At 73.1% G+C, this 19,713-nt stretch carries 13 protein-coding genes and 2 pseudogenes; 11 read left to right on the top strand and 4 right to left on the bottom strand.

Annotated features, from left to right (window positions below):
* Positions 1 to 9: 9 nt before the first annotated feature.
* A complete protein-coding gene (locus ACQEVZ_RS40545; protein ID WP_433377460.1) occupies positions 10 to 1,107 on the top strand; it encodes a cellulose-binding domain-containing protein in 1,098 nt (365 codons plus the stop codon).
* A gap of 106 nt (positions 1,108 to 1,213) precedes the next feature.
* Here the strand turns inward: ACQEVZ_RS40545 and ACQEVZ_RS40540 are convergent, their stop codons facing one another.
* Both ACQEVZ_RS40540 and ACQEVZ_RS40535 read right to left on the bottom strand, forming a co-directional pair.
* The gene (locus ACQEVZ_RS40540) at positions 1,214 to 1,759 is read right to left on the bottom strand and encodes a hypothetical protein (protein WP_433377457.1); all 546 of its coding nucleotides are present in this window, start codon (positions 1,757 to 1,759) and stop codon (positions 1,214 to 1,216) included.
* Between the two features lie 102 nt (positions 1,760 to 1,861).
* A complete protein-coding gene (locus ACQEVZ_RS40535) occupies positions 1,862 to 3,238 on the bottom strand; it encodes a cellulose binding domain-containing protein (protein WP_433377454.1) in 1,377 nt (458 codons plus the stop codon).
* Positions 3,239 to 3,410: 172 nt separating this feature from the next.
* Here ACQEVZ_RS40535 and ACQEVZ_RS40530 point away from each other — a divergent pair, with 172 nt between their 5' ends.
* Entirely contained in the window at positions 3,411 to 4,298 is an 888-nt protein-coding gene (locus ACQEVZ_RS40530; RefSeq protein ID WP_433377451.1) for a hypothetical protein, read from the top strand.
* A 30-nt stretch (positions 4,299 to 4,328) separates the two neighbouring features.
* On the opposite strand, the gene ACQEVZ_RS40525 is transcribed toward ACQEVZ_RS40530, so the two are convergent.
* Positions 4,329 to 4,835: a CGNR zinc finger domain-containing protein gene (locus ACQEVZ_RS40525; protein WP_433377448.1), complete on the bottom strand. Its 507-nt coding sequence runs from the start codon at positions 4,833 to 4,835 to the stop codon at positions 4,329 to 4,331.
* A gap of 69 nt (positions 4,836 to 4,904) precedes the next feature.
* Between ACQEVZ_RS40525 and ACQEVZ_RS40520 the strand changes: the two genes are divergently transcribed.
* Together ACQEVZ_RS40520 and ACQEVZ_RS40515 are read left to right on the top strand one after the other, a co-directional pair.
* Positions 4,905 to 5,921: an EamA family transporter gene (locus tag ACQEVZ_RS40520; protein WP_433377445.1), complete on the top strand. Its 1,017-nt coding sequence runs from the start codon at positions 4,905 to 4,907 to the stop codon at positions 5,919 to 5,921.
* A gap of 157 nt (positions 5,922 to 6,078) precedes the next feature.
* Positions 6,079 to 9,021 carry a BTAD domain-containing putative transcriptional regulator gene (locus ACQEVZ_RS40515; RefSeq protein ID WP_433377442.1) on the top strand — a complete coding sequence of 981 codons (2,943 nt, stop codon included), beginning with the start codon at positions 6,079 to 6,081 and terminating at the stop codon, positions 9,019 to 9,021.
* Between the two features lie 40 nt (positions 9,022 to 9,061).
* On the opposite strand, the gene ACQEVZ_RS40510 is transcribed toward ACQEVZ_RS40515, so the two are convergent.
* Positions 9,062 to 9,202: a hypothetical protein gene (locus ACQEVZ_RS40510; protein ID WP_344507312.1), complete on the bottom strand. Its 141-nt coding sequence runs from the start codon at positions 9,200 to 9,202 to the stop codon at positions 9,062 to 9,064.
* Positions 9,203 to 9,434: 232 nt separating this feature from the next.
* Between ACQEVZ_RS40510 and ACQEVZ_RS40505 the strand changes: the two genes are divergently transcribed.
* From ACQEVZ_RS40505 to ACQEVZ_RS40475, 7 genes and pseudogenes are all read left to right on the top strand, one after another.
* A complete protein-coding gene (locus ACQEVZ_RS40505) occupies positions 9,435 to 10,976 on the top strand; it encodes a pyridoxal phosphate-dependent decarboxylase family protein (protein WP_433377438.1) in 1,542 nt (513 codons plus the stop codon).
* A 3-nt stretch (positions 10,977 to 10,979) separates the two neighbouring features.
* The gene (locus ACQEVZ_RS40500; protein WP_433377435.1) at positions 10,980 to 12,230 is read left to right on the top strand and encodes a fatty acid desaturase; all 1,251 of its coding nucleotides are present in this window, start codon (positions 10,980 to 10,982) and stop codon (positions 12,228 to 12,230) included.
* Positions 12,231 to 12,263: 33 nt separating this feature from the next.
* Complete coding sequence (locus ACQEVZ_RS40495) at positions 12,264 to 12,692, top strand: cobalamin-dependent protein (protein WP_354901876.1); 429 nt, start codon at positions 12,264 to 12,266, stop codon at positions 12,690 to 12,692.
* Positions 12,685 to 14,061, top strand: coding sequence for a methylaspartate mutase (locus ACQEVZ_RS40490; RefSeq protein WP_433377432.1), 1,377 nt, complete (start codon positions 12,685 to 12,687; stop codon positions 14,059 to 14,061). Before ACQEVZ_RS40495 ends, ACQEVZ_RS40490 begins: the two co-directional genes overlap by 8 nt.
* Positions 14,058 to 15,404 (top strand): aspartate aminotransferase family protein, encoded by a 1,347-nt coding sequence (locus tag ACQEVZ_RS40485; RefSeq protein ID WP_433377429.1) that lies wholly within the window; start codon positions 14,058 to 14,060, stop codon positions 15,402 to 15,404. The genes ACQEVZ_RS40490 and ACQEVZ_RS40485 overlap by 4 nt, the downstream gene beginning before the upstream one ends.
* 199 nt (positions 15,405 to 15,603) lie before the next feature.
* A pseudogene (locus ACQEVZ_RS40480) lies at positions 15,604 to 16,059 on the top strand (S1 family peptidase); the annotation flags it as partial.
* A 1,998-nt stretch (positions 16,060 to 18,057) separates the two neighbouring features.
* Positions 18,058 to 19,683, top strand: a pseudogene (locus ACQEVZ_RS40475) (RelA/SpoT family protein); the annotation flags it as partial.
* Between the last annotated feature and the right edge of the window lie 30 nt (positions 19,684 to 19,713).

The following is a 19,713-nucleotide window of genomic DNA, read 5'->3' as shown; positions in this document are numbered from 1 at the left end:
GGGGATGTGATGCGGCTTCAACGGTACCGGGGCCTCGTGCTCGTCGCCGCCACGGTCGGCCTCGTCGCGGGCGGCGCGGTCGTCGCCGGCACGTCGGCCGGTGCGGCGGTCGCGGGCTGCCGGGTGACGTACACGATCAGCTCGCAGTGGCAGGGCGGGTTCGGGGCCGACGTGGCGGTCACCAACCTCGGCGACCCGATCAACGGCTGGACGCTGACGTGGAGCTTCTCCCCCGGCCAGAGCGTCACCCAGGCCTGGAACGCGACCGTCACGCAGACCGGCACCAGCGTCTCGGCGGTGAACGCCGGCTACAACGGCGCGCTCGGCACCGGCGGGAGCACGTCGTTCGGCTTCAACGGCGCCTGGAGCGGCTCGAACCCGGTGCCCGCCACGTTCCGGCTCAACAACGTGCTGTGCACCGGCACCGCCGGCCCGACCACCAGCGCCTCACCGACCAGGTCGGCGTCGCCGTCGCCGAGCGCCTCAAGTACACCCGGAAACCCCGGCACACCGGGCACGAAGACGGTGCGGGTGTTCTGGCTCAAGCCGACCGACGTCGCGTTCGACCAGCGCTACCCGGACGGCATCGCGAACGTGATGCGCGAGGCGCAGCGCTATTACCGTCAGGAGCTCGGCAAGACGTTCGCCCTGAACGCCACGGTCGTCGAGACGGTCAACGGCGAGCACGACACCAACTGGTACATCAACACCAACTGTGACCCGAACGGCGACCGCTACTGGTGCGTCGTGTTCAACATGCAGGCCGAGCTGCGGCGCCGGTTCAGCCTCGCCAACCCCGACAACCGCTGGCTGATCGTCGGCGAGATCAGCGCCGAGGACGTCGGCAAGTCCGGCGGCGGCGCCAGCCCCGGCTGGGTCCTGCTCTCCGGCCACGACGCGGACGGCGGCGCCAGCCGCAACGGCCCGATGAACCGCTGGTACGGCGGGATGGTCCACGAGCTCGGCCACGGTTTCGGCCTGCCGGACTCGAGCTCCACGGACGGCACCCCGATGTCCGCGTCGTTCTACAACTACCCGAACACGCACTTCAGCCAGGCCCAGAAGAACGCCATCCTGGCCGGCCCGTACGGCAGCTTCCTGAGCTGACCACCGCCGCCGCGGATCCCCTGCCCGGCACGGGATCCGCGACGGCGCCCGGGCTGCCGATCGTGCGAGGTCGTGGGGTGCGGGGACTGGCACCCCGCCGAGGAGCTCAGTCCGGAATGTTCAGAAAATCCATGGCCCAACGCGTCCACTGTGCGTACGGGTTACACGGGTACACGTCGATCCCGGTGCCCCAATTGCCATTGGGGTCCACGGTGTCCAGGCACATGCCGGGATACTCGATGGCCTCCCACTGTTCCTGGTTCGCGGGGTGCCGCCAGCCCTGACCGGCCTGTCCGCAGGCCTCGGCCCACACGGCGTTGGCCGGGGAGCCCGGACTTGCGACCCCGTTGACGTTGTAGGTCAGGCACTTGTTCGTGGCCTTGTTGCGGAACCGCCGGTTGTTGTCGGGCTGCCCGGCGAAGCCCTCCTGGCTGAACGCCTGGTACTGCACCTGCGGCTGCTCGGACGCCGCCCGGCACCGGTAGGTCTGGACATTGGCGCGCACGTTGCCGGCCGTCTCCGCCTGAATGTCGACGCACCAGGTGCGGACGTTCTCGGCCCAGCCCCTGAACTGGTAGTACACGACATTCGGCGAGGCGGCAGCGGGCGCCGCACCCAGGGCGATCGACAACGCCATGGCCACGGTCGCCACGACGCCGAAGCTGCTACGTCTGAACAAGCTCCACCATCCTCGAGTCGATGGAGCCAGACGCTATACGTGCACACTCTTCGATCGCTCTCCGCTCGCTGGCGGCTACCTGAGCGTGCAGGTGACGGCGGTCAGGGGTTGGTTCTGGCCGGTGACGACCATGCCCCAGCTGGTGGTGCCAGCGGGTGGGATGACGGCGTTGTAGGGCTGGTTCGTCGCGGTGACCCGGGTGCCGGTCTGGGTCGTGACGGCGTTCCAGGAGCTGGCGATCCGTTGTGTACCGGGGAAGGTGAACGCCGTGGTCCAGCCGGTCGACGCGGTGCCGCCGGTGTTGCGGACGGTCACCTCGGCCTGGTAGCCGTCGTTCCACGAGCCGGTGACGGCGACGGTCGCGGTGCAACCACCGGCGGACCCTGAAGCAGACACAGAAGCAGACACAGAAGCAGACGCCGAAGGTGACCGCGAGGCCGACGGGGAAACAGACCTGGACGGCGAGACCGAGACCGACGGTGAGACCGAGACGGAGGGCGAGACCGACGGTGACGCGCCCGTCGTGGTGTACGTCGCCTTGGTGTACGCCTGGCCGCACTGGGCCGAGCAGGTGTCCGGCAGCGCGAAGCTGTACTCGCGGCCGCCGAACAGCGGCGCGTCCGCCGCGTCCCTGGCCCGGATGCGGAACTGGGTGCCGCCGGAGGTGGTGCCGCCGATCACGAACGACTGGCCCATGTCGCCGTTGGGCTGGGCCGCCCGCCAGGCGCCGTCGGCGTAGTACTCGACGCCATGGATGCCGTTGGGCAGGCGGGAGACGGCGATCGCGGGCCACCAGCGCTGCGCGCCGCTGAGGAAGCCGATCTGGATGTCGCCGGAGTAGGCGGGCGCCGGGATGAAGTTCCAGGCGACGTGCCGGTTGTTCCAGTGGTTCGGGTACAGGTCGCCGAGGGTGGAGCCGTTCTTCGAGAAGCGGTTCAGCGACGCCTTGGACAGGTCCAGGTGGTACGGGTCGTCGCGGCACCAGGCGTTCGTGTCGGCGCAGCTGTCCGCGACCAGCATGTTCAGCACGCCGCCGTTGTAGGCGTCGGCGGTCCAGGATCCGTTGCGGCAGAACGGCTGACCGAGGGCGCCGTCGTTGGTGCCGGTGCAGTAGTCGGCGATCTTCACCTGGACCCAGCGCCCGCAGTTGCGGCCGTTGTCCCACACGCCCATCTTGTCGGCCATGGCCGGCGGCACCGGACGGGTGTTGTAGCTGCCGTCGCCGGGGGTGTCGAAGACGTTCAGGGCGACGAAGTCCTGCGTCTCCAGCTCCGCCTGCGGCAGCCCGCAGCCACCGTACGGCGAGCCGAGCCCGTCGAAGTAGGTCGCGTTGCCGGTCACCGGCGCAGCCGGTGGCGGCACCGTCGCCTCGGCGGCGGGCAGTTGCAGGTACGCCACGAGCAGGGCGGCGCACGCGCCGGCGGCACCGAGGACGGCGAGCCTCTTCGTCATGGCGCACACGCTCGCGCCGCCCGCGGCCGGCCGTCAACGGTGGCCGGCCCGCACGCCGCGGTGACCTCGGCGCGCTGGCGAAACTTCCACACGACCGGCCGGCGATCTTGTTAGCATCGATCGAGTAAGGACGGGGACGATCTTTCTCGTCGGCGCGCTGCTGGGCGCGCTCATGAGCGCAGCGCCCGCCCAGGCGGCGCCGAGTCACACGTTCACCGCTGAGGACGTCGGGTTCATCGACGGCGGTGACCAGGCCGGCGCGGCCGGCCGGATCGCCGCGATGGACGACTACGTCGGCGCCAAGACCCCGATCGTGCGCCTCGATCTGTTCTGGGCCGACGTGCAGGCCTGCGCGACGTGCCCGCCGCGGTGGGGCCGGCTCGACGCGCTGGTCGGCGCGGCCGCCGAGCGCGGCGTGCGGGTGCTGCTGATCCTGGACTACACCACGAGCTGGGCCAACGGCGGCCGGCCCAGCAACTGGTTCCCGACCGACGACCGCGCCTGGGCCGGCATCGTCGAGGCCGCCGTCGCGCACTTCGGCGACCGGGTGCAGGCCTACGAGGTCTGGAACGAGCCCAACATCACGGCGTTCGGCAACTACGGCGACAACAGCGTCGACGTCCGGGCCCGTCGCTACTGGGAGCTGACCCGCATCGCGTACCAGAAGGTCAAGGCCGGCTGCCCGTCCTGCGTCCTGCTGGCCGGCGGCTCCGCGGCCGGCGACGTCGTCACCGTGAACGGCGGCCAGGTCAACGACAACGAGGCCGGCGACTGGCTCGAATGGGCCTACGGCCACGGCTTCGGCGACACCTTCGACGCCGTCGCGTACCACCCGTACCCGGACTGGGGCGGCGGCAACCGGCCCACGTACGCCCCGGAGCCGTGCAATGTGAACTGGTTCCGGTGGTGGTCCGGCTTCGGCCCCGACGACACCGGCTGCGGCGGCCTGGCCTACCTGCGCGACGTGATGGTCCGTCACGGCGGCGCGGCGAACGGCAACCTGGTGCTCTACCCGCACGCGGGCGGCTCACCCTGGGCGAGCGGCACCGTCCGCCCCTGAAGTCGGGTCATCGCGGCCGGCTCAATGTGATCAGCCGGCCGCGGCGCGGCGGGCGCGGAAGTCGCGGACCTTGCGCCGGTTGCCGCACTCCGACATCTGGCACCAGACGCCCTTGCGGTTGCGGGCGTGGTCGTAGAAGGCCCAGCGGCAGTCCTCGGCTGGGCACAGCTTGAGCCGCTCCCAGGTGCCGTCGAGGGCGGCGACCGCCACGACCGCCAGCAGCCGGGCGGCGAGCGGGTCGGTGGCGTCCTCCCCCGCCGTGAGCAGCGCGGACTGGCCGCCGAGGCGCAGCCGGAGGGGCTGGGCGGCGGCGATCGCGTCCAGGAGGGCGGGGTCGCCGTCGATCGCGTCGCGCAGCGCCGTGCGCAGTGCGACGGCGTCGCGCAGGGCGGGCGGGGACACCTCGGGCAGGTGTTGCCGGCACCACGCGGCGAGGCCTGCGGCGTCGGTGAGCTGGTCGGTGCCGTGCTCCAGGTCGAGCGTGTTGGCGAAGGACCGCACGATCTCCAGTGCTCCGGGTGCCTCCTGTGGTTTCATTGCGCCGCCTCCGGTAACCGGTAAACTGCTTTAAAGGTTACATCATCGAGGTGCGGACGGAGTGACGCCATGGCAGCGCAGACCTCATCGAGCCCTCCGGTCACGGTCGCGGTGGCACGCGGACCCGAGCCGGCCCGGCGCGGGCAGGGCCGGCTGGCGGGTTACGCGGCGGTGGTCGTGGCGGCGGCGCTGTGGGGGTTCGGCGGGACCGTCGCCAGCCGCCTCTTCGACGCCGGCGTCGACCCCCTGGAACTCGTCGCGACCCGCACGTTCATCACCCTCGCCGGGCTGGCGCTGCTGGTCGGCGCCGGCCGCGCCACCCGCCGGCAGGACCGGCAGGACCGGCAGGCGGCGCCGGAGCGGGCCGGCTGGGCCGTGACCGTCGGGTTCGGCGTGTCGGTGGCGGTGGCCAACGGCTGCCTGTTCCTGGCGATCCAGCACCTGCCGGTCGCGGTGGCGATGGTGCTGCAGAACCTGGCCCCGGCCCTCGTGGTGGGCTGGCTGATCCTGCTCGGGCGGCGGCGGATGAGCCTGCCGCTCACCCTCGGCCTCGCCGCGGCGCTGCTCGGCGTGGCGCTGGTCGTGCGGCTGCCGGAGACGTCCTGGGGGCAGCTGGACCTGGTCGGCATCGGCTTCGGCCTGGCCACGGCTGCGGGTGTCGCGGCGTTCTCGGTGCTCGGCAGCGCGGCGACGCGCGCGCACGGCGCGCTGCGCGCCAACGTGTACGCGTTCGCCGTGTCCAGCGTGGTGTGGCTGGTGGTGCTGGCGCCGGGCGGCGCCCCCGGCATCACCCGGCACGGCGACCAGTGGCCGGGGATCGCGTTCGTCGGGGTGCTGGGCACGTTGGTGCCGTTCCTGCTGTACGCGTGGGGCACGGCACGCGTCGGCGCGCAGGCCGGCGCCGTGAACATCTCGCTGGAGCCGGTGTTCAGCGCGGTGCTCGCCTGGTGGTGGTTGAGCCAGCGGCTGACCGCGATGCAGATCGCCGGCGGCGTCGTGCTGGTCGGCGCCGTCATCGCCCTGCAACACCTGCGGGAGCACCCCGAAAGGGAGCGACCGGACGACGACACCGGTCGCGGCAGATGACCGCGCCATTACCGGTGTGTTGCCTTTGACGGAAAGCTCCCCCGGTCACCAGGAATCGACAGTCACGGTTGATGCGACTCCGGCTACTGATAGTTATGCTTCGATATCGTTGCGGTGATGCCACCGTCGACGCTCGGGAGCCTGAAGTTGGAGTCCGATGGAGCTGCGGGTGCTGGGGCCGATGGAGGTCGTCCACGAAGGCCGGCGATGGACCATCTCCAGCACCCGCAGCGGCACGGTGCTGGCCTGCCTGGCCGTCAACAGCGGCCTCGTCGTGCCGGTCGCCGACCTCATCGAGGCGGTGTGGCCCGAGCCGCCACCCACGGCGCGGTCGCAGATCCAGATCTGCGTCTCCCAGCTGCGCCGGACGCTCGCCGAGGCCGGCCGCGCTTCGGCCGTGATCACCCGCACCGGCGGGTACCAGCTGCGGATGGCGCCCGAGGAGATCGACGCCCACCGGTTCGGCCAGTTCGTCGACGAGGGTCGCCGGCTGGCCCGGGAAGGGTTCACCGAGGAGGCGCTGGAGCAGCTGCGCGCCGCGGAGGCCATGTGGTTCGGCCCGGCGCTGCCCGGCATCCCGGGCGAGCCGGCCGAGGCGTGGCGGCGGCAGCTGGAGGAGGCCCGCGACACCGCGGTCGAGGAGCGCATCCGGCTGGAGCTGGCCACGGGCCGGCACGAGGAGCTGCTCAGCGAGCTGGAGCGGCTGGCGGTGGTGCACCCGCTGCGGGAGCGCATCCACGCGCATCTCATGCTCGCGCTGTACCGGTGTGACCGTCAGGCCGAGGCGCTGCAGGTGTACCGGCGGGCGAGGCAGCTGCTGGTGGAGCGGCTCGGCGCCGATCCCGGGCCGGAGCTGCAGCGGCTGGAGCGGGCGATCCTCACCCAGGACCCGGCGCTGGACCTGCCGCCGACCGCCGGTCCGGTCGCGGCGCTGCGGACATCCGCCGGGACGCCCGGGCCGCCGCGGCAGCTGCCGATGGACGTGGCCGACTTCACCGGCCGCGAGAAGCTCGTCGAGGAGATCCAGGCGGCGCTGACGGCGCGCCGGGACGACCCGCAGCAGCCGGGCAGCTCACCGGTGGTGGCGATCAGCGGCCCGGGCGGCGTCGGCAAGACCAGCGTCGCGGTGCACGCCGCGCACGGCCTCGCCGACCAGTTCCCCGACGGGCAGCTGTACGCGAACCTCGGCGGGCCGCCCGGCTGGGAACGGGTGCCGGAGGTCCTGGCGCAGTTCCTGCGGGCGCTGGGCACCAGCGGCCCGGCCATCCCGGAGAGCGTCAGCGAGCGCGTCGCCCAGTTCCGCAGCCTGCTCGCCGGGCGGCGGGTCCTGGTGCTGCTGGACAACGCCGCCGACGAGACGCAGGTGCTGCCGCTGCTGGTCAACGCGACCGGCTCCGCGGCGATCGTCACGTCCCGGGTGCGGCTGACGGCACTGCCGGGCTCGCACCAGTTCGACGTGCAGGTGCTGTCCGGCCGGCAGAGCGCGTCGCTGCTCTACAGCATCGTCGGGCCGCGCGTCCTCGCCGAGCCCGACGAGGCCGACGAGCTCGCCGCGCTGTGCGGGCACCTCCCGCTGGCCTTGCGGATCGCCGGCGCCCGGCTGGCGTCCCGCCCGCACTGGCGGGTCGAGCGGCTGGTCAGCCGGCTGCGGGACGAGGCACAGCTGCTCGACGAGCTCGTGCACCGGGACCTGTGCGTGCGCGGCACGCTGCGGCTGAGCTACGACAGCCTGCCGCCGGAGACCCGGCGGCTGCTGCGCCGGCTCAGCGTGCTGCCCGGCGACGACTTCCCCGCCTGGATCGCGATGCCGCTGCTGGAGGCCGGGCACGACGTCGTCGAGGACTCGCTGGAGCGGCTGGTGGACGTCCGCCTGCTGGAGGCGCACGCCGACGAGACGACCGGCGCGGTGCGGTACCGCTTCCACGACCTCGTGCGCGCCTTCGCGCGGGAGCTGCTCGCCGCCGAGGAGCCCGACGGTGTCCGCGAGGAGCTCGTCCGGCGGGTCGTCGCGGGCTGGCTCACCGCCGCGGAGCTGGCGCACCGCCGCGAGTACGGCGGCGACTACACCATCGTGCACGGCACCGCGCCGCGCTGGCCGTTGCCCGACCCGGTGACCGGGCCGATGCTGGCCCGCCCGATGGAGTGGCTCGAGCTGGAGCGGCTCAACCTCGTCGCCGCGGTCCGCCTGGCCGGCGACGCGGGGCTCACCGAGCACTGCTGGGACCTGGCGTTCACCCTGGTCACGCTGTTCGAGACGCGGGCGTACTACGACGAGTGGGCCGAGACCGCCGGCATCGCGCTGCACGCCGCCCGCCGGGCCGGCGACCGCCGCGGCGAGGCGGTCACGCTGCACTCCCTCGGCACCATGCACATGTTCCTGCGCAACCCGGACCGGGCCGAGCCGAAGCTGCGGCAGGCGCTGCGGCTGCTCGACAGCGTCGACGACCCGCACGCCGCCGCGCTGGTCCGGCGCAACCTCGCCTACCTGGACCGGCTGCGCGGCGACGCGACGGCGGCCCTGGACGGCTACCGGGCGGCGCTGACCGCCCTGCGGCGGGCCGGCGACCTGGTCGCGGAGGCCCACGTGCTGTCCAACCTGGCCCGGGTCCGGCTCAGCCAGGGCGCCGCCGACGAGGCCCGGGAGCTGGTCGAGGAGGCGCTGAGCATCTGCCGGTCGGTCGGGGTGCGGCGGGTCGAGGCGCAGGTGCTGCACCGCGTCGGCGAGGTGTACCTCGACACCGGCGATCTCGGTCGCGCCGCCCAGGCCTTCGAGCAGGTGCTGCACCTGGTCCGCAGCGCCGCCGACCGTACCGGTGAGGCCCACGCCCTGCACGGTCTCGGCACGGTGCACGCGAGGGCCGGGCGAACCGCGCGGGCCCGGGCGACGCTGCAGCGGGCCGTGCAGGTGGCCCAGCGGGTCGCCGAGCCCGTCGTGGAGGGGCAGGCGCTGTACGAGCTGGCCCGGCTGCCCGACCGCGAGCCCGGCGAGGCGGCCGTGCAGCTGGCCGCGGCGCTGGAGATCTTCGACAACCTCGGGGCCCGCGGCTGGCACGCCCGGGCCGCCCAGGCACTGCGCGACCTGCACGAAGACGCCCCCTGATCCGGACCGGATCCAGGGGGCGCACTGCCCGTGCCGCCCGCTACCGCGGGTGACCGACGACGGCGACGGCCGGACTGCTCCAGCCCGTCTCCGCCCGGACCTGGCCGGGGCCGCGCACGACGGCGGCGGCCGGCAGGACGGCGACCAGCGCGGCGGCGGTCACGACGAACCGACGAATCATCGGGGCTCTCCTCACGTGGTGCGGACTGCGGTCGCACCGGTTCTACCCGGGCCGCTATCGTTTCGCTTTCGCCGCGCCTTCGCCGGCGTGCCGCCCCGCCGGATAGCCGCGGGATAACCGGCCGAATAGGGCGCGGGCACAACCTCCTTGCGAACGACGCGAACGACGCGAACACGCGAATGACGCCGAACACGCGACAACGCGACAGACAGCCGACGCGAGGAGATGGCAGATGACGATCGTCGAACAGCCCGCCCGCCGCACGACGGCACAGCTCCCGCCCGCCGGGAGCATCGAAGGGCTGCAGCTGGTCGAGGTGCTCACCGGGGTGGCCCTCGACACCCTGCGGGAGGTGACCAGCGCCCGGCCGGGCCCGGTCACCGCGGGCGGGCCCGCCGCGGTACGCGAGGCCGCCGGGCGGCTGCTCGCCGGGCCGCTGCTGCCCGAGGAGCCGGGCGACCCGGTCGAGACGTTCCGGCGGTTCGTGCGCGAGTTCGCGACCTGGTCCGTCGACATCAGCCACCCCGCCGCGGTGGCACGCATGCAGTGCCCGCCGACCCCGGTCGCGGCCGCCGCCGAGCTCGTCCTCGGCGTGCTCAACCAGTCGCTGCACGCCTGGGAGGCCGGGCCGTGGGCGCTGGAGCTGGAGCGGTACGTCATCCGCAACCTCTGCGACATCGTCGGCTACGGCCCGGCGGCCGGCGGCACGATCACCGCCGGCGGCAGCATCTCCAACCTCATGGCGATCCTGACCGCCCGGGACAGCGTGATGCGCCGCGAGTCCGGGGTGGTGCCGTTCTTCGACGGCCTCGGCGGGACGGGACGGCGGCCGGTCGTGCTGGCCACCGACGCGACCCACTTCTCCATCGGCAAGGCGGTCGGGATCACCGGCATCGGCGAGCAGGCGATCGTGCGGGTCCCCAGCGACGCGCTGGGCCGGCTCGACCCGTCGCAGCTGCAGCGCACGCTGGAGAACCTGCCCGACGACGCCGTGCCGGTCGCGGCGATCGCCTGCGTCGGCTCCACCGACCAGGGCTGGGTCGACGACCTGCCGGCCCTGGCCGACGTGTGCGGGCGGTGGGGCGTGTGGCTGCACGCCGACGCGGCGTACGGCGGCGGCGCCCTGTTCTCGCCGCGGCTGCGCGGGCGCCTGGCCGGCCTCGAGCGGGCCGACTCGGTGACGCTGGACCTGCACAAGTTCGGCTGGACCCCGGCGACCTCCGGCATCTTCCTGGTGTCCGACGCCGCGCACCTGGCGCCGCTGTCCGGGCAGACGACCACGACGCTGAACGCCGACGACGACAAGGCCGCGGGTTACATCGGCCTGTACGGGCAGTCGGTGCAGGCCACCCGCCGCGCGGAGGCGTTCAAGATCGCCGTGACGATGGGCGCGCTGGGCCGCGCGGGCATGGCCGAGATGGTCGACGGCTGCCACGACCTCGCCCGGTACGCGGCCGGCCAGGTCGCCGCGCACCCGCGGCTGGAGCTGGCCGCCGAGCCGTCGCTGAGCACCGTGCTGTTCCGGTACCTGCCAGCCGGCGCGGACGGTGACGACGCCCGGCTCGACGCGTTCAACGGTGCGCTGCGCCGGGAGCTGATGGACCGCGGGGTGGTGCTGCTGGCCCGCACCAGGGTCCGCCGCGCCGACGGCAGCCAGCCGGTCTTCCTGAAGATCATGGTGCTGAACCCGGCAACGACACCGCAGGAGATCGACGAGATCCTGGCCGGCATCGTGGCGGTCGCCGACGAGCGTTCCGGCCGCGAGGGGGCGTGAGCGATGACCGCCACCGTGCACCGGCCATCGCCGGACACCATCGCGGCCACGGCACCCGAACGGCGGTTCGCGACCACGGACTCCGCGGACAACAGCGTCCGTGACGGGATGCGGCGCCTGCCCGGCGTGCTGCAGCTGCCGCTGACGATGCTCACCGGCCGCCCGTACACGGGACAACGCCGGCTGCACCTCACGCCCACTGCCCATCTGATCGCGGCGCTCGCCTCCATGGCGGCCGGTCTGGCGCTGAGCGGGGCGGCGCTGTCCCTCGGCGGGTGGTGGCTGTGGCTGCTGCTGCCGGGCTGGGCGAGCACCCTGCACGGCGCCCGCAACCAGCGGATGATGATGTTCCACCAGTGCGCCCACCGCAACATGTGGGCCAGGCGCGGGCCGGACCGGGTGCTGGGCAAGATGATCGCCGGGCTGCTGATGGTGCAGGAGTTCGAGCGGTACAGCACCGAGCACGTCGCCGACCACCACGCGCTGCACCACATGACGCTGCGGGACCCGACCGTGCAGGCGTTCCTGGTGAGCCTGGAGCTGCGCCCCGGCATGACCCGCCAGCAGATGTGGCGGCGGGTGCTGGGCAAGCTCGTCTCGCCGGTGTTCCACGCGCGGTTCCTGTGGGCGCGGGTGCGCTCCTACGCCCACGCCGCCAGCCCGCTCGAACGGGCGCTCACCCTCGCCTGGTACGCCGGGCTGGCCGTCGCGGCGACCCTGCTGGACGGCTGGGCGCTGCTGCTGCTCGGCTGGGTGCTGCCGATGACCCTGTTCTTCCAGGTCAGCAACACGCTGCGGTTGTGCGTCAAGCACACGTTCCCCGGCCGGGACGTCGAGTCCCGCCGCGGCAAGGAGTACTTCGCGAGCCTCACCAACGCCATCTGCATCGGCGAGCCGGTGCCCGCGGCCGGCCTGCGCGGCGGTGCCCGGCTGCGCGCCTGGGCCCGCTGGTGGACGCGGATGCTGCTGGTGCACGTGCCCAGCCGGTACCTCGTGCTCACCGGCGACACGGTGTGCCACGACTTCCACCACCGGCGGCCGATGACCCGCGACTGGGCGAACTACATCTTCGCCCGCCAGGACGACGTGCAGACGGGCCACAAAGGGTGGCCGCCGTACCGCGAGATCTGGGGCATGGTGCCCGCGATCGACCTGGTCTTCGAGTCCCTGTCGCTGGCCGACCCGGACGAGTTCGACCGGGCGCGGCTGGCCGAGGCGAGCGACCGCGAGCTGTTCGCCGCCTTCGACGACTGACTGTCCCCCAGAGGATTCCCAAAGGAGCGAACCATGCAGCGACTCGTCATTCTCGGCGTGGCACACAGCGACGCCCACGCGGTGGCCAACCATCTCATCGCGATGCAGCTGCGCGAGTACGGCTTCACCGTCGTCAATCTGGGCGTCTGCACGCCCCTGGCCGACTTCGCCGCGGCGCTGGAGGCCAACCCCACGGCCGAGGCGGTCGTCATCGGCAGCCTCAACGGCCACGCCTACGCCGACCTCGCCGACCTGCCCGCGCTGCGGGCCGCGGGACGGCTGCACTGCCCGGTCGTGCTCGGCGGGAACCTGACCGTCGGCAGCCACAAGTCCGCCGGCGGCATCGAACGGCTGCGCGGCCTCGGCGTCGATCACATCCTCGAGAACCCGTTCGAGCTGCCGATGGTGCTCGACCTGATCCGCGAGGCCGCGACCGCTGGGAGGGTGGCGGCCGGTGTCTGAGACCGTCGAGTGGGCCGGGATGCGCATCGACCGGGCAGGCGCCGCAGACCTGCCGCAGTGGCGGGAGACCGTCGACGCGCTGCGCACCTCAACCCGGCCGAGGGCCGCCGACGCGCTGCGCGCCGCACACCGCACCGGCCGGCCGATCGCGCAGCCCCGCTGCGGGGTCGGCGGCCACGAGGAGATGCTGGAGCTGCTGCGCCGCCTCGAGCCGGCCGGGCCGGGCATGCTGACGGTCACGATCGACTCGTACACCCGGCTCAAGCAGTTCGACCGGGCCGCCCAGGCGCTGCGGGAGGCGCCGGCGGACCTCAACGGCTACCCGCTCACCGTGCACGGCTGGCGGCGCGGCCGGCAGCTGCTGGACGCCGTCGGCGTGCCGCTGGAGGTCCGGCACGGCTCGCCGGACGCCCGGGACCTGTTCGCGGTGGCCCTGGCCGCCGGGTTCACCTCCTTCGAGGGCGGCGGCATCGGGTACAACGTGCCCTACTGCAAGGACGTGCCGTTCGCGACGTCGATGGAGGCGTGGCGGCAGGTCGACGCGGTCTGCGGGGCGCTCGCCGACGACGGCGTGATCGTCGACCGGGAGCTGTTCGGCACCCTGACCGCGGTCCTGGTGCCGCCGTCGATCAGCCTGGCCTGCACGCTGCTGGAGGCGATCGCCGCGGTGCGGGAAGGGGTGCGCTGCCTGTCGATCGCCTACCCGCAGGGCGGCGAGGTGCACCAGGACGTGGCCGCGCTGCGCAGCATCCGTGCGCTCGCCGCGCGGTACCTGCCGCCGCACGTCGCGGTGCACCCGGTGCTGCACGAGTTCATGGGGGTGTTCCCGCGCGGCCGGGGCACCGCCGACGCCCTGATCCTCTACGGCGGGCTGGTCGCCAGGCTCGGCGGCGCCGACAAGATCATCAACAAGACCAACCAGGAGGCGTACGGGATCCCCGACGCCGACGCCAACGCCCTGGGCATCCGTACCGCCCTGATGGGCACCTCGGAGCTGCTGGACTTCGTGGCGCTGGACGAGGCCCGCATCGACGAGGAGATGTCGTGGCTGCAGCGGGAGGTCGCGGAGCTGGTCGACCCGGTGCTGCAGGACGGCGACGTGCCGGCCGGGGTCGCCGGGGCGTTCGCGGCGGGGCGGCTCGACGTGCCGTTCAGCGCGAGCGTCCACGCCCGGTCGCTGGTCGTGCCGGCCCGCGACGCGACCGGCGCGATCCGCTACCGCCGCACCGGCGAGCTGCCGTTCTCCGCGGCCGTGCGGCAGCGCAACGACCGCCTCACCGACACCGGCGCCGGGTCACCGGACCGGTTCATCCAGGCGGTCACCGCCGACATCAACTACTTCCTGACCAGCGAAGGGGTCACGTCATGAGCGCGCACCGCACCAACGCCGAGGCGACCGCGGCCGACCGGGCGCACGTGTTCCACTCCTGGTCGGCGCAGGGGGCGCTGCGACCGCTGCCGGTGGCCGGCGGGCGCGGCAGCCGCTTCTGGGACCTGGAGGGCAACACCTACCTCGACTTCTCCTCCCAGTTCGTCAACCTCAACATCGGCCACGCGCACCCGAAGGTCGTCGCGGCGATCCAGCGGCAGGCCGCGACGCTGCCCACGATCGCCCCGCACTTCGCCAACGACCAGCGCTCCGAGGCGGCCCGGCTGGTCGCGTCGCACGCCCCGGACGGGCTCACCAAGGTGTTCTTCACCAACGGCGGCGCCGAGTCCAACGAGCACGCGGTGCGCATGGCCCGGGTGGTGACCGGCCGGCCGAAGGTGCTGTCGGCGTACCGGTCCTACCACGGCGCCACGCACACCGCGATGCACCTGACCGGTGACCCGCGCCGCTGGGCCACGGACACCGGCGCCGCCGGCGTCGTGCGCTTCTTCGGCCCGTACCTCTACCGCAGCGCCTTCCACGCCACCACCGAGCAGGAGGAGTGCGACCGCGCCCTGGCCCACCTGGAGCAGGTCATCGCGCTGGAGGGCCCGGGCACGATCGCGGCGGTGCTGCTGGAGCCGATCGTCGGCACCAACGGCGTGCTCGTCCCGCCGGCCGGCTACCTGCCCGGCGTGCGCGACCTCTGCGACCGGCACGGCATCCTGCTCATCTTCGACGAGGTCATGACCGGGTTCGGCCGCACCGGCGCCTGGTTCGCCGCCGACCACTGGGGTGTGCGGCCCGACCTGCTCACGTTCGCGAAGGGCGTCAACTCGGGCTACGTCCCGCTGGGCGGGGTCATCCTCTCCGATGCCGTCGCCGCCGCGTTCGACGAGCGCCCCTACCCGGGCGGGCTCACGTACTCCGGCCACCCGCTCGCCTGCGCCGCCGCGGTCGCCACGATCACCGCCATGCGGGAGGAGGGCATGGTCGAGCACGCCGCCCACCTCGGCGAGCACCTCATCGGCCCGCGCCTGGCGAAGATCGCCGACGCCCACCCGAGCGTCGGCGAGGTCCGCGGCCTCGGCGTCTTCTGGGCCGTCGAGCTCGTCCGCGACCGCACGACCCGGGAGATGCTCGTCCCGTTCGGCACCGCGGGCGCGCAGGGCGCCGTCGGCGAGGTCGTCGCCGAGTGCCACCGCCGCGGCCTGTGGCCGTTCGCCCACTTCAACCGCATCCACGTCCTGCCCCCGTGCAACACCACCGAGGCCGACGTCCACGAGGGCCTGGACATCCTGGACGCCGCGCTGGACCTCGCCGACCGCCACGTCACCCGTTAGCCGCATCTGCGGACCACGACACGCGACGCGAGATTCCTCCGGCGGCACGCCTGGCGATACCATCACCATCATCGGAAAAGGCGACGGGAAAGTCCGCATTCAAGATTGGGCTTGAGTGGGGCGGGTCGAGCCAGCCGCCGCGACAGCGGCCGAGTCTCTCGAGGCATTGACGAGCGAGGCAACCGTAGCGCTCTCGACGATGCCTTCGGCCACGCGCGCCACCGCCGTCTCGGGCACCGGCTTCTTCGTCACTCCCGACCTGGTCGCGACCTGCGCGCACGTCGTCGCCGGCGACGTCACCGACCTGCCCGACTTCGTGCGCGCACGCGACACGGTCACCGGTGAGGAGCTCACGCTGCGGGCCGTGCCGGAGCTCTACTTCCGGCACCGCGACGGCATCGACCTCGCCCTGCTCAGCATCACCAGGTCCGTGCCGGCCGCGGGCCGCGCGTTCGTCCTGCCGTCGACGGATCTGGTCGCCGGGGACCGGCTCTGGACCTGCGGGCATCCGGCGGGCGACGTCCCCGCCGGCTTCCAGTACCAGGGAACGTCGCGACACAAGCTCAGGCCGGCCGGCCGGCTGCCGCGGCTCTTCGGCGCCCCGCTCCAGGGCACCGCCAACGGCAGCCCTGTCGTCAACCTCCGCACCGGGGCAGTCTGCGGGCTGCTGTGCCTGTCCGACGACGGCGGCGCGCACCTCGTGCCGATCGGCGCCGTGCTGGAGCGCTGCGCCGAGGCCCAGGCCCTGCTTGACGCCGGCGCCACCGCGCACGGGCGCTGGCTGGCCCGGCTCAGCGACGAGCAGCTCCTGGCCGGGGCGTGGCCGGTGCCGACCAGGCGCCTGCGCGGCTACCTCGACGCCGCCGAGAAGGCCGCCCAACGGCACCCCTACCAGGAGCTGATGGTCCCGCAGGACCACGGGGCACACCGGATGCCGGCGCTGTCGGAGATCTACGTGTACCAGCTGGCCACCGGCGAGAACGAGGAGGCCCGTGACGGCATCGAGGCGACCGACCTCGTCCCGATCGCCGCGGATCAGATCTTCGAAGGCACCGGCGACAGCGTCCTGCTCGGCGACGCGGGCTCGGGTAAGTCCAGCCTGCTGCAGTCGGCCGTCTGGACCTCGGTGCAACGCTGGGAGCGGGACGTCGACACGGTCGTGCCGGTGCGCGTCCGCGCCGCCCAGCTGCTCGGCAGGAAGATGCTGCCGGAGCTCGTCGCGGCCGCCGTCAACGAGGAGCTCGGCGCGGTCGGCGCCGGTCAGCAGTGGCCGGCCGGGTTCTTCGCCACGCCGCCGATGGCCGGCGTGCGGTGGCTGGTCCTGGTCGACGGCCTCGACGAGATCATCGAGTACCGCGACCGCAAGGCGGTCATCGACAAGATCGTGGGCTTCCGGGCGCTGTCGGACCGTGCCGCGCACCGGTTCGTCGTCGCCACCCGGCCGCTGACGGAGATCGACCACTACGCCGGCCCCGACTTCACCCCCGCGGCCTTCCGCCTGCTGCCGTTCACCGATCAGCAGTTCGTGCAGTTCGCGCAGCGATGGTTCGAGCACCTCGGCTCGCCGGAGCCCGGGGACCGGGCCACGGACCTGCTCGACCGGATACTCGGCGGCGGCCTCGACGACCTGTTCCGGATCCCGCTGGTCGCGATGATGATCTGCAAGCTGGTCGCGGACCAGCCCGGCGACGCGCTGCCGTCCTCCAGCATCGAGCTGTATCAGCGGTTCGTGTCCATGCTGACGGAGCGGCTCTTCCGCTCTGATCTGCGCGCGTCGCTCAACCGGGTGGCCGGCGACTACGGCGCCGAAGCGCTACCCGCGGTCGACCGGCTGCTGAGCCAGGTCCACCCGCTGGCCTGCCGGCTGGCCTGGCGGCAGCGCACCGATCAGCGCACGGACGCGCTCGCGGCGATGGTGGAGTGGACCGCTCACCTGCGCCCCCCGCACCTGCCGGACGGCACCTGGCGGGTGCTGGTCCGCGAGACGCTGCGCCGCACCGGCCTGCTCGTCGAGCGCGACGGGCGCTTCCAGTTCCTGCACCACAGCATCGCGGAGTTCCTCGCCGCCCTGCACGTCGACGCCGACCGGCGCCTGCGCACCGACGAGTTCGCCGCCGTGTTCCGTGCCCGCCGGGGCGGCTGGTCCGCGGCGCGGCCGCGCTGGCGGCACCCGTACGCCCGGTTTCTGGCGTTCCTGTGGCGGGACCGCGAGGACCTCGGCGAAGCGCTGCGGCACATCGCCGCCGGCGGCGGCCTCGACGGGGGCCTGTTCATCGCGGCGCTGCGCCACGACGGCGTGCCGGTGCCGCCGGCCGCCCTCGCGACGGCGGTGAAGACGCTGACACCGTTCGCCGGCAGCAACAGCGACCTGCCCAGTCGACGGTCCGCGATCGATGCGGTGACCGTGCTCGACCGTGCGGCCGGGGCCCGCCTGCTGGTCGCGGCGGCGACCGATGCCGCCGTGGACAAGCTGGGACGGCGTTGGGCCGTCGAGACGCTGGCCGGGCTGGCCGACCGGCGGGCCGCGGCCCGCCAGTCCGCGCACCGCCGCGACGGCGTGCCCCGCGATCACCGGTGGGCGCTCAGGGTGCTCGCGGCACGGCCCGGCCCGGCGGGCGCGGACCTGCTCGCGAAGCTCGCGGCCGACCGCAGTCTGGACGAGGTCGACCGGGAGTGGGTGTTCCAGGCGCTCGAGCGGGCCGGTGACCCGCGGGTGGGAGGGCTACGGCTCTCGGCGAAGGGCGTGTACCCCGTGGGCCTCACCGAGCCCAGTTCGCCGGTGGACGCGGCCCTACTGTTCGGCACCGCGCCGACCGGCCGCCGGGTCCGCGCGCGGTTCGCCCGGTTCAACGCGCCGTGGCAGAGCCCGGCGGTGAGCGAAGTGCTCGAACCGCTGATCGCCCAGCACAGGGCCGTCCACCCGAAGGCCGACCTGCGGCTGCTGCAGCGGGCGTATGACATGGCCGAGCACTTCCACAGGGGGCAGTACCGCGAGTCCGGCGACCCCTACATCACCCACCCGCTGGCCGTCGCCACGATCCTCGCCGACCTGGGGATGGACACCACGACCCTGGTCGCGGCGCTGCTGCACGACACGATCGAGGACACCGACTACACGATCGAGCGGTTGCAGCTCGACTTCGGCGGCGAGGTCACGCTGCTCGTCGACGGCTTGACCAGGCTCGACAAGGTCAAGCTGCGCGCCGCGGCGAAGCCCGAGACGGTCCACAGGGTGATCGTCGCCGTGGTCAAGGACCCGCGGGTGCTGGTCATCAAGCTCGCCGACAGGCTGCACAACATGCGGACCCTGACCTTCGTGCCCCGCACGAAGCAGGAGCAGAAGGCCAAGGAGACCCTGGAGGTCCTGGCGCCGCTGGCGCTCCACCTCGGCATGAACGCGATCAGGCGGGAGCTGGAGGACCTCGCGTTCGCCACGCTCTTCCCGAAGCGGTTCGACGAGATCAGCCGGCTCGTCGCCGAGCACATCCCGCAGCGCGACGCACTGCTGACCGCCGTGACCCGCCGGATCGCCGCCGACCTCAAGTCGGCGAAGATCAGGTCGGAGGTCACCGGCCGGCCGAAGCACCTGTTCTCCATCTACAAGAAGATGATCGTCCGTGGCCGCGACTTCGGCGACATCTACGACATGGTCGGCGTGCTCGTCCTGGTCGACACGGTCCGGGACTGCTATGCCGTGCTCGGTGTCATCCACGAGAACTGGCAGCCCGTCCCGGGGCGGTACAAGGACTACATCGCGACGCCGAAGTTCAACCTGTACCAGTCGCTGCACACCACCGTGATCGGGCCGAACGGCAGGCCGGTCGAGCTGCAGATCCGCACCTACGCGTTGCACCGCACCGCCGAGTACGGCATCGTCGCGTACTGGCGCTACAGCGCGGGCAGGGACGCCGCGATCGCCGAGCCCGGGACGGGACCGGCGGAGTTCCTCGACACGCTGCGCCTCGACCTGTCCGGCCGGGAGGTCTACGTCTTCACGCCCAAGGGCGACGTGATCGAACTGCCGGCCGGCGCGACGCCCGTCGACTTCGCCTACGCCCTGGACACGGACATCGGCCACACGTGCATCGGCGCGCGGGTCAACGGCAGGCTCGTGCCCTTGGAGGACGCCCTGTCCAGCGGCGACGTCATCGAGGTCTTCACGTCGAGGTCCGAGACCGCCGGCCCGGCCCGGGAGTGGCTGGGCTTCGTCAAGAGCCCCGAGGCCCGCACCGCGATCCGGCGGTTCCTCGACCAGGACCGCCGGGAGGACGCCGTCGAGTGAACCGCGCCGGTCGCCGGCGCGGTTCAC

Origin of the sequence: Dactylosporangium sp. CA-152071 (assembly GCF_050936335.1) — a bacterium.
GTDB classification, from domain to species: Bacteria; Actinomycetota; Actinomycetes; order Mycobacteriales; family Micromonosporaceae; genus Dactylosporangium; species Dactylosporangium maewongense.
Note: the sequence above shows the minus strand (reverse complement) of the source record. Positions and strands in the feature narration are given on the sequence as shown.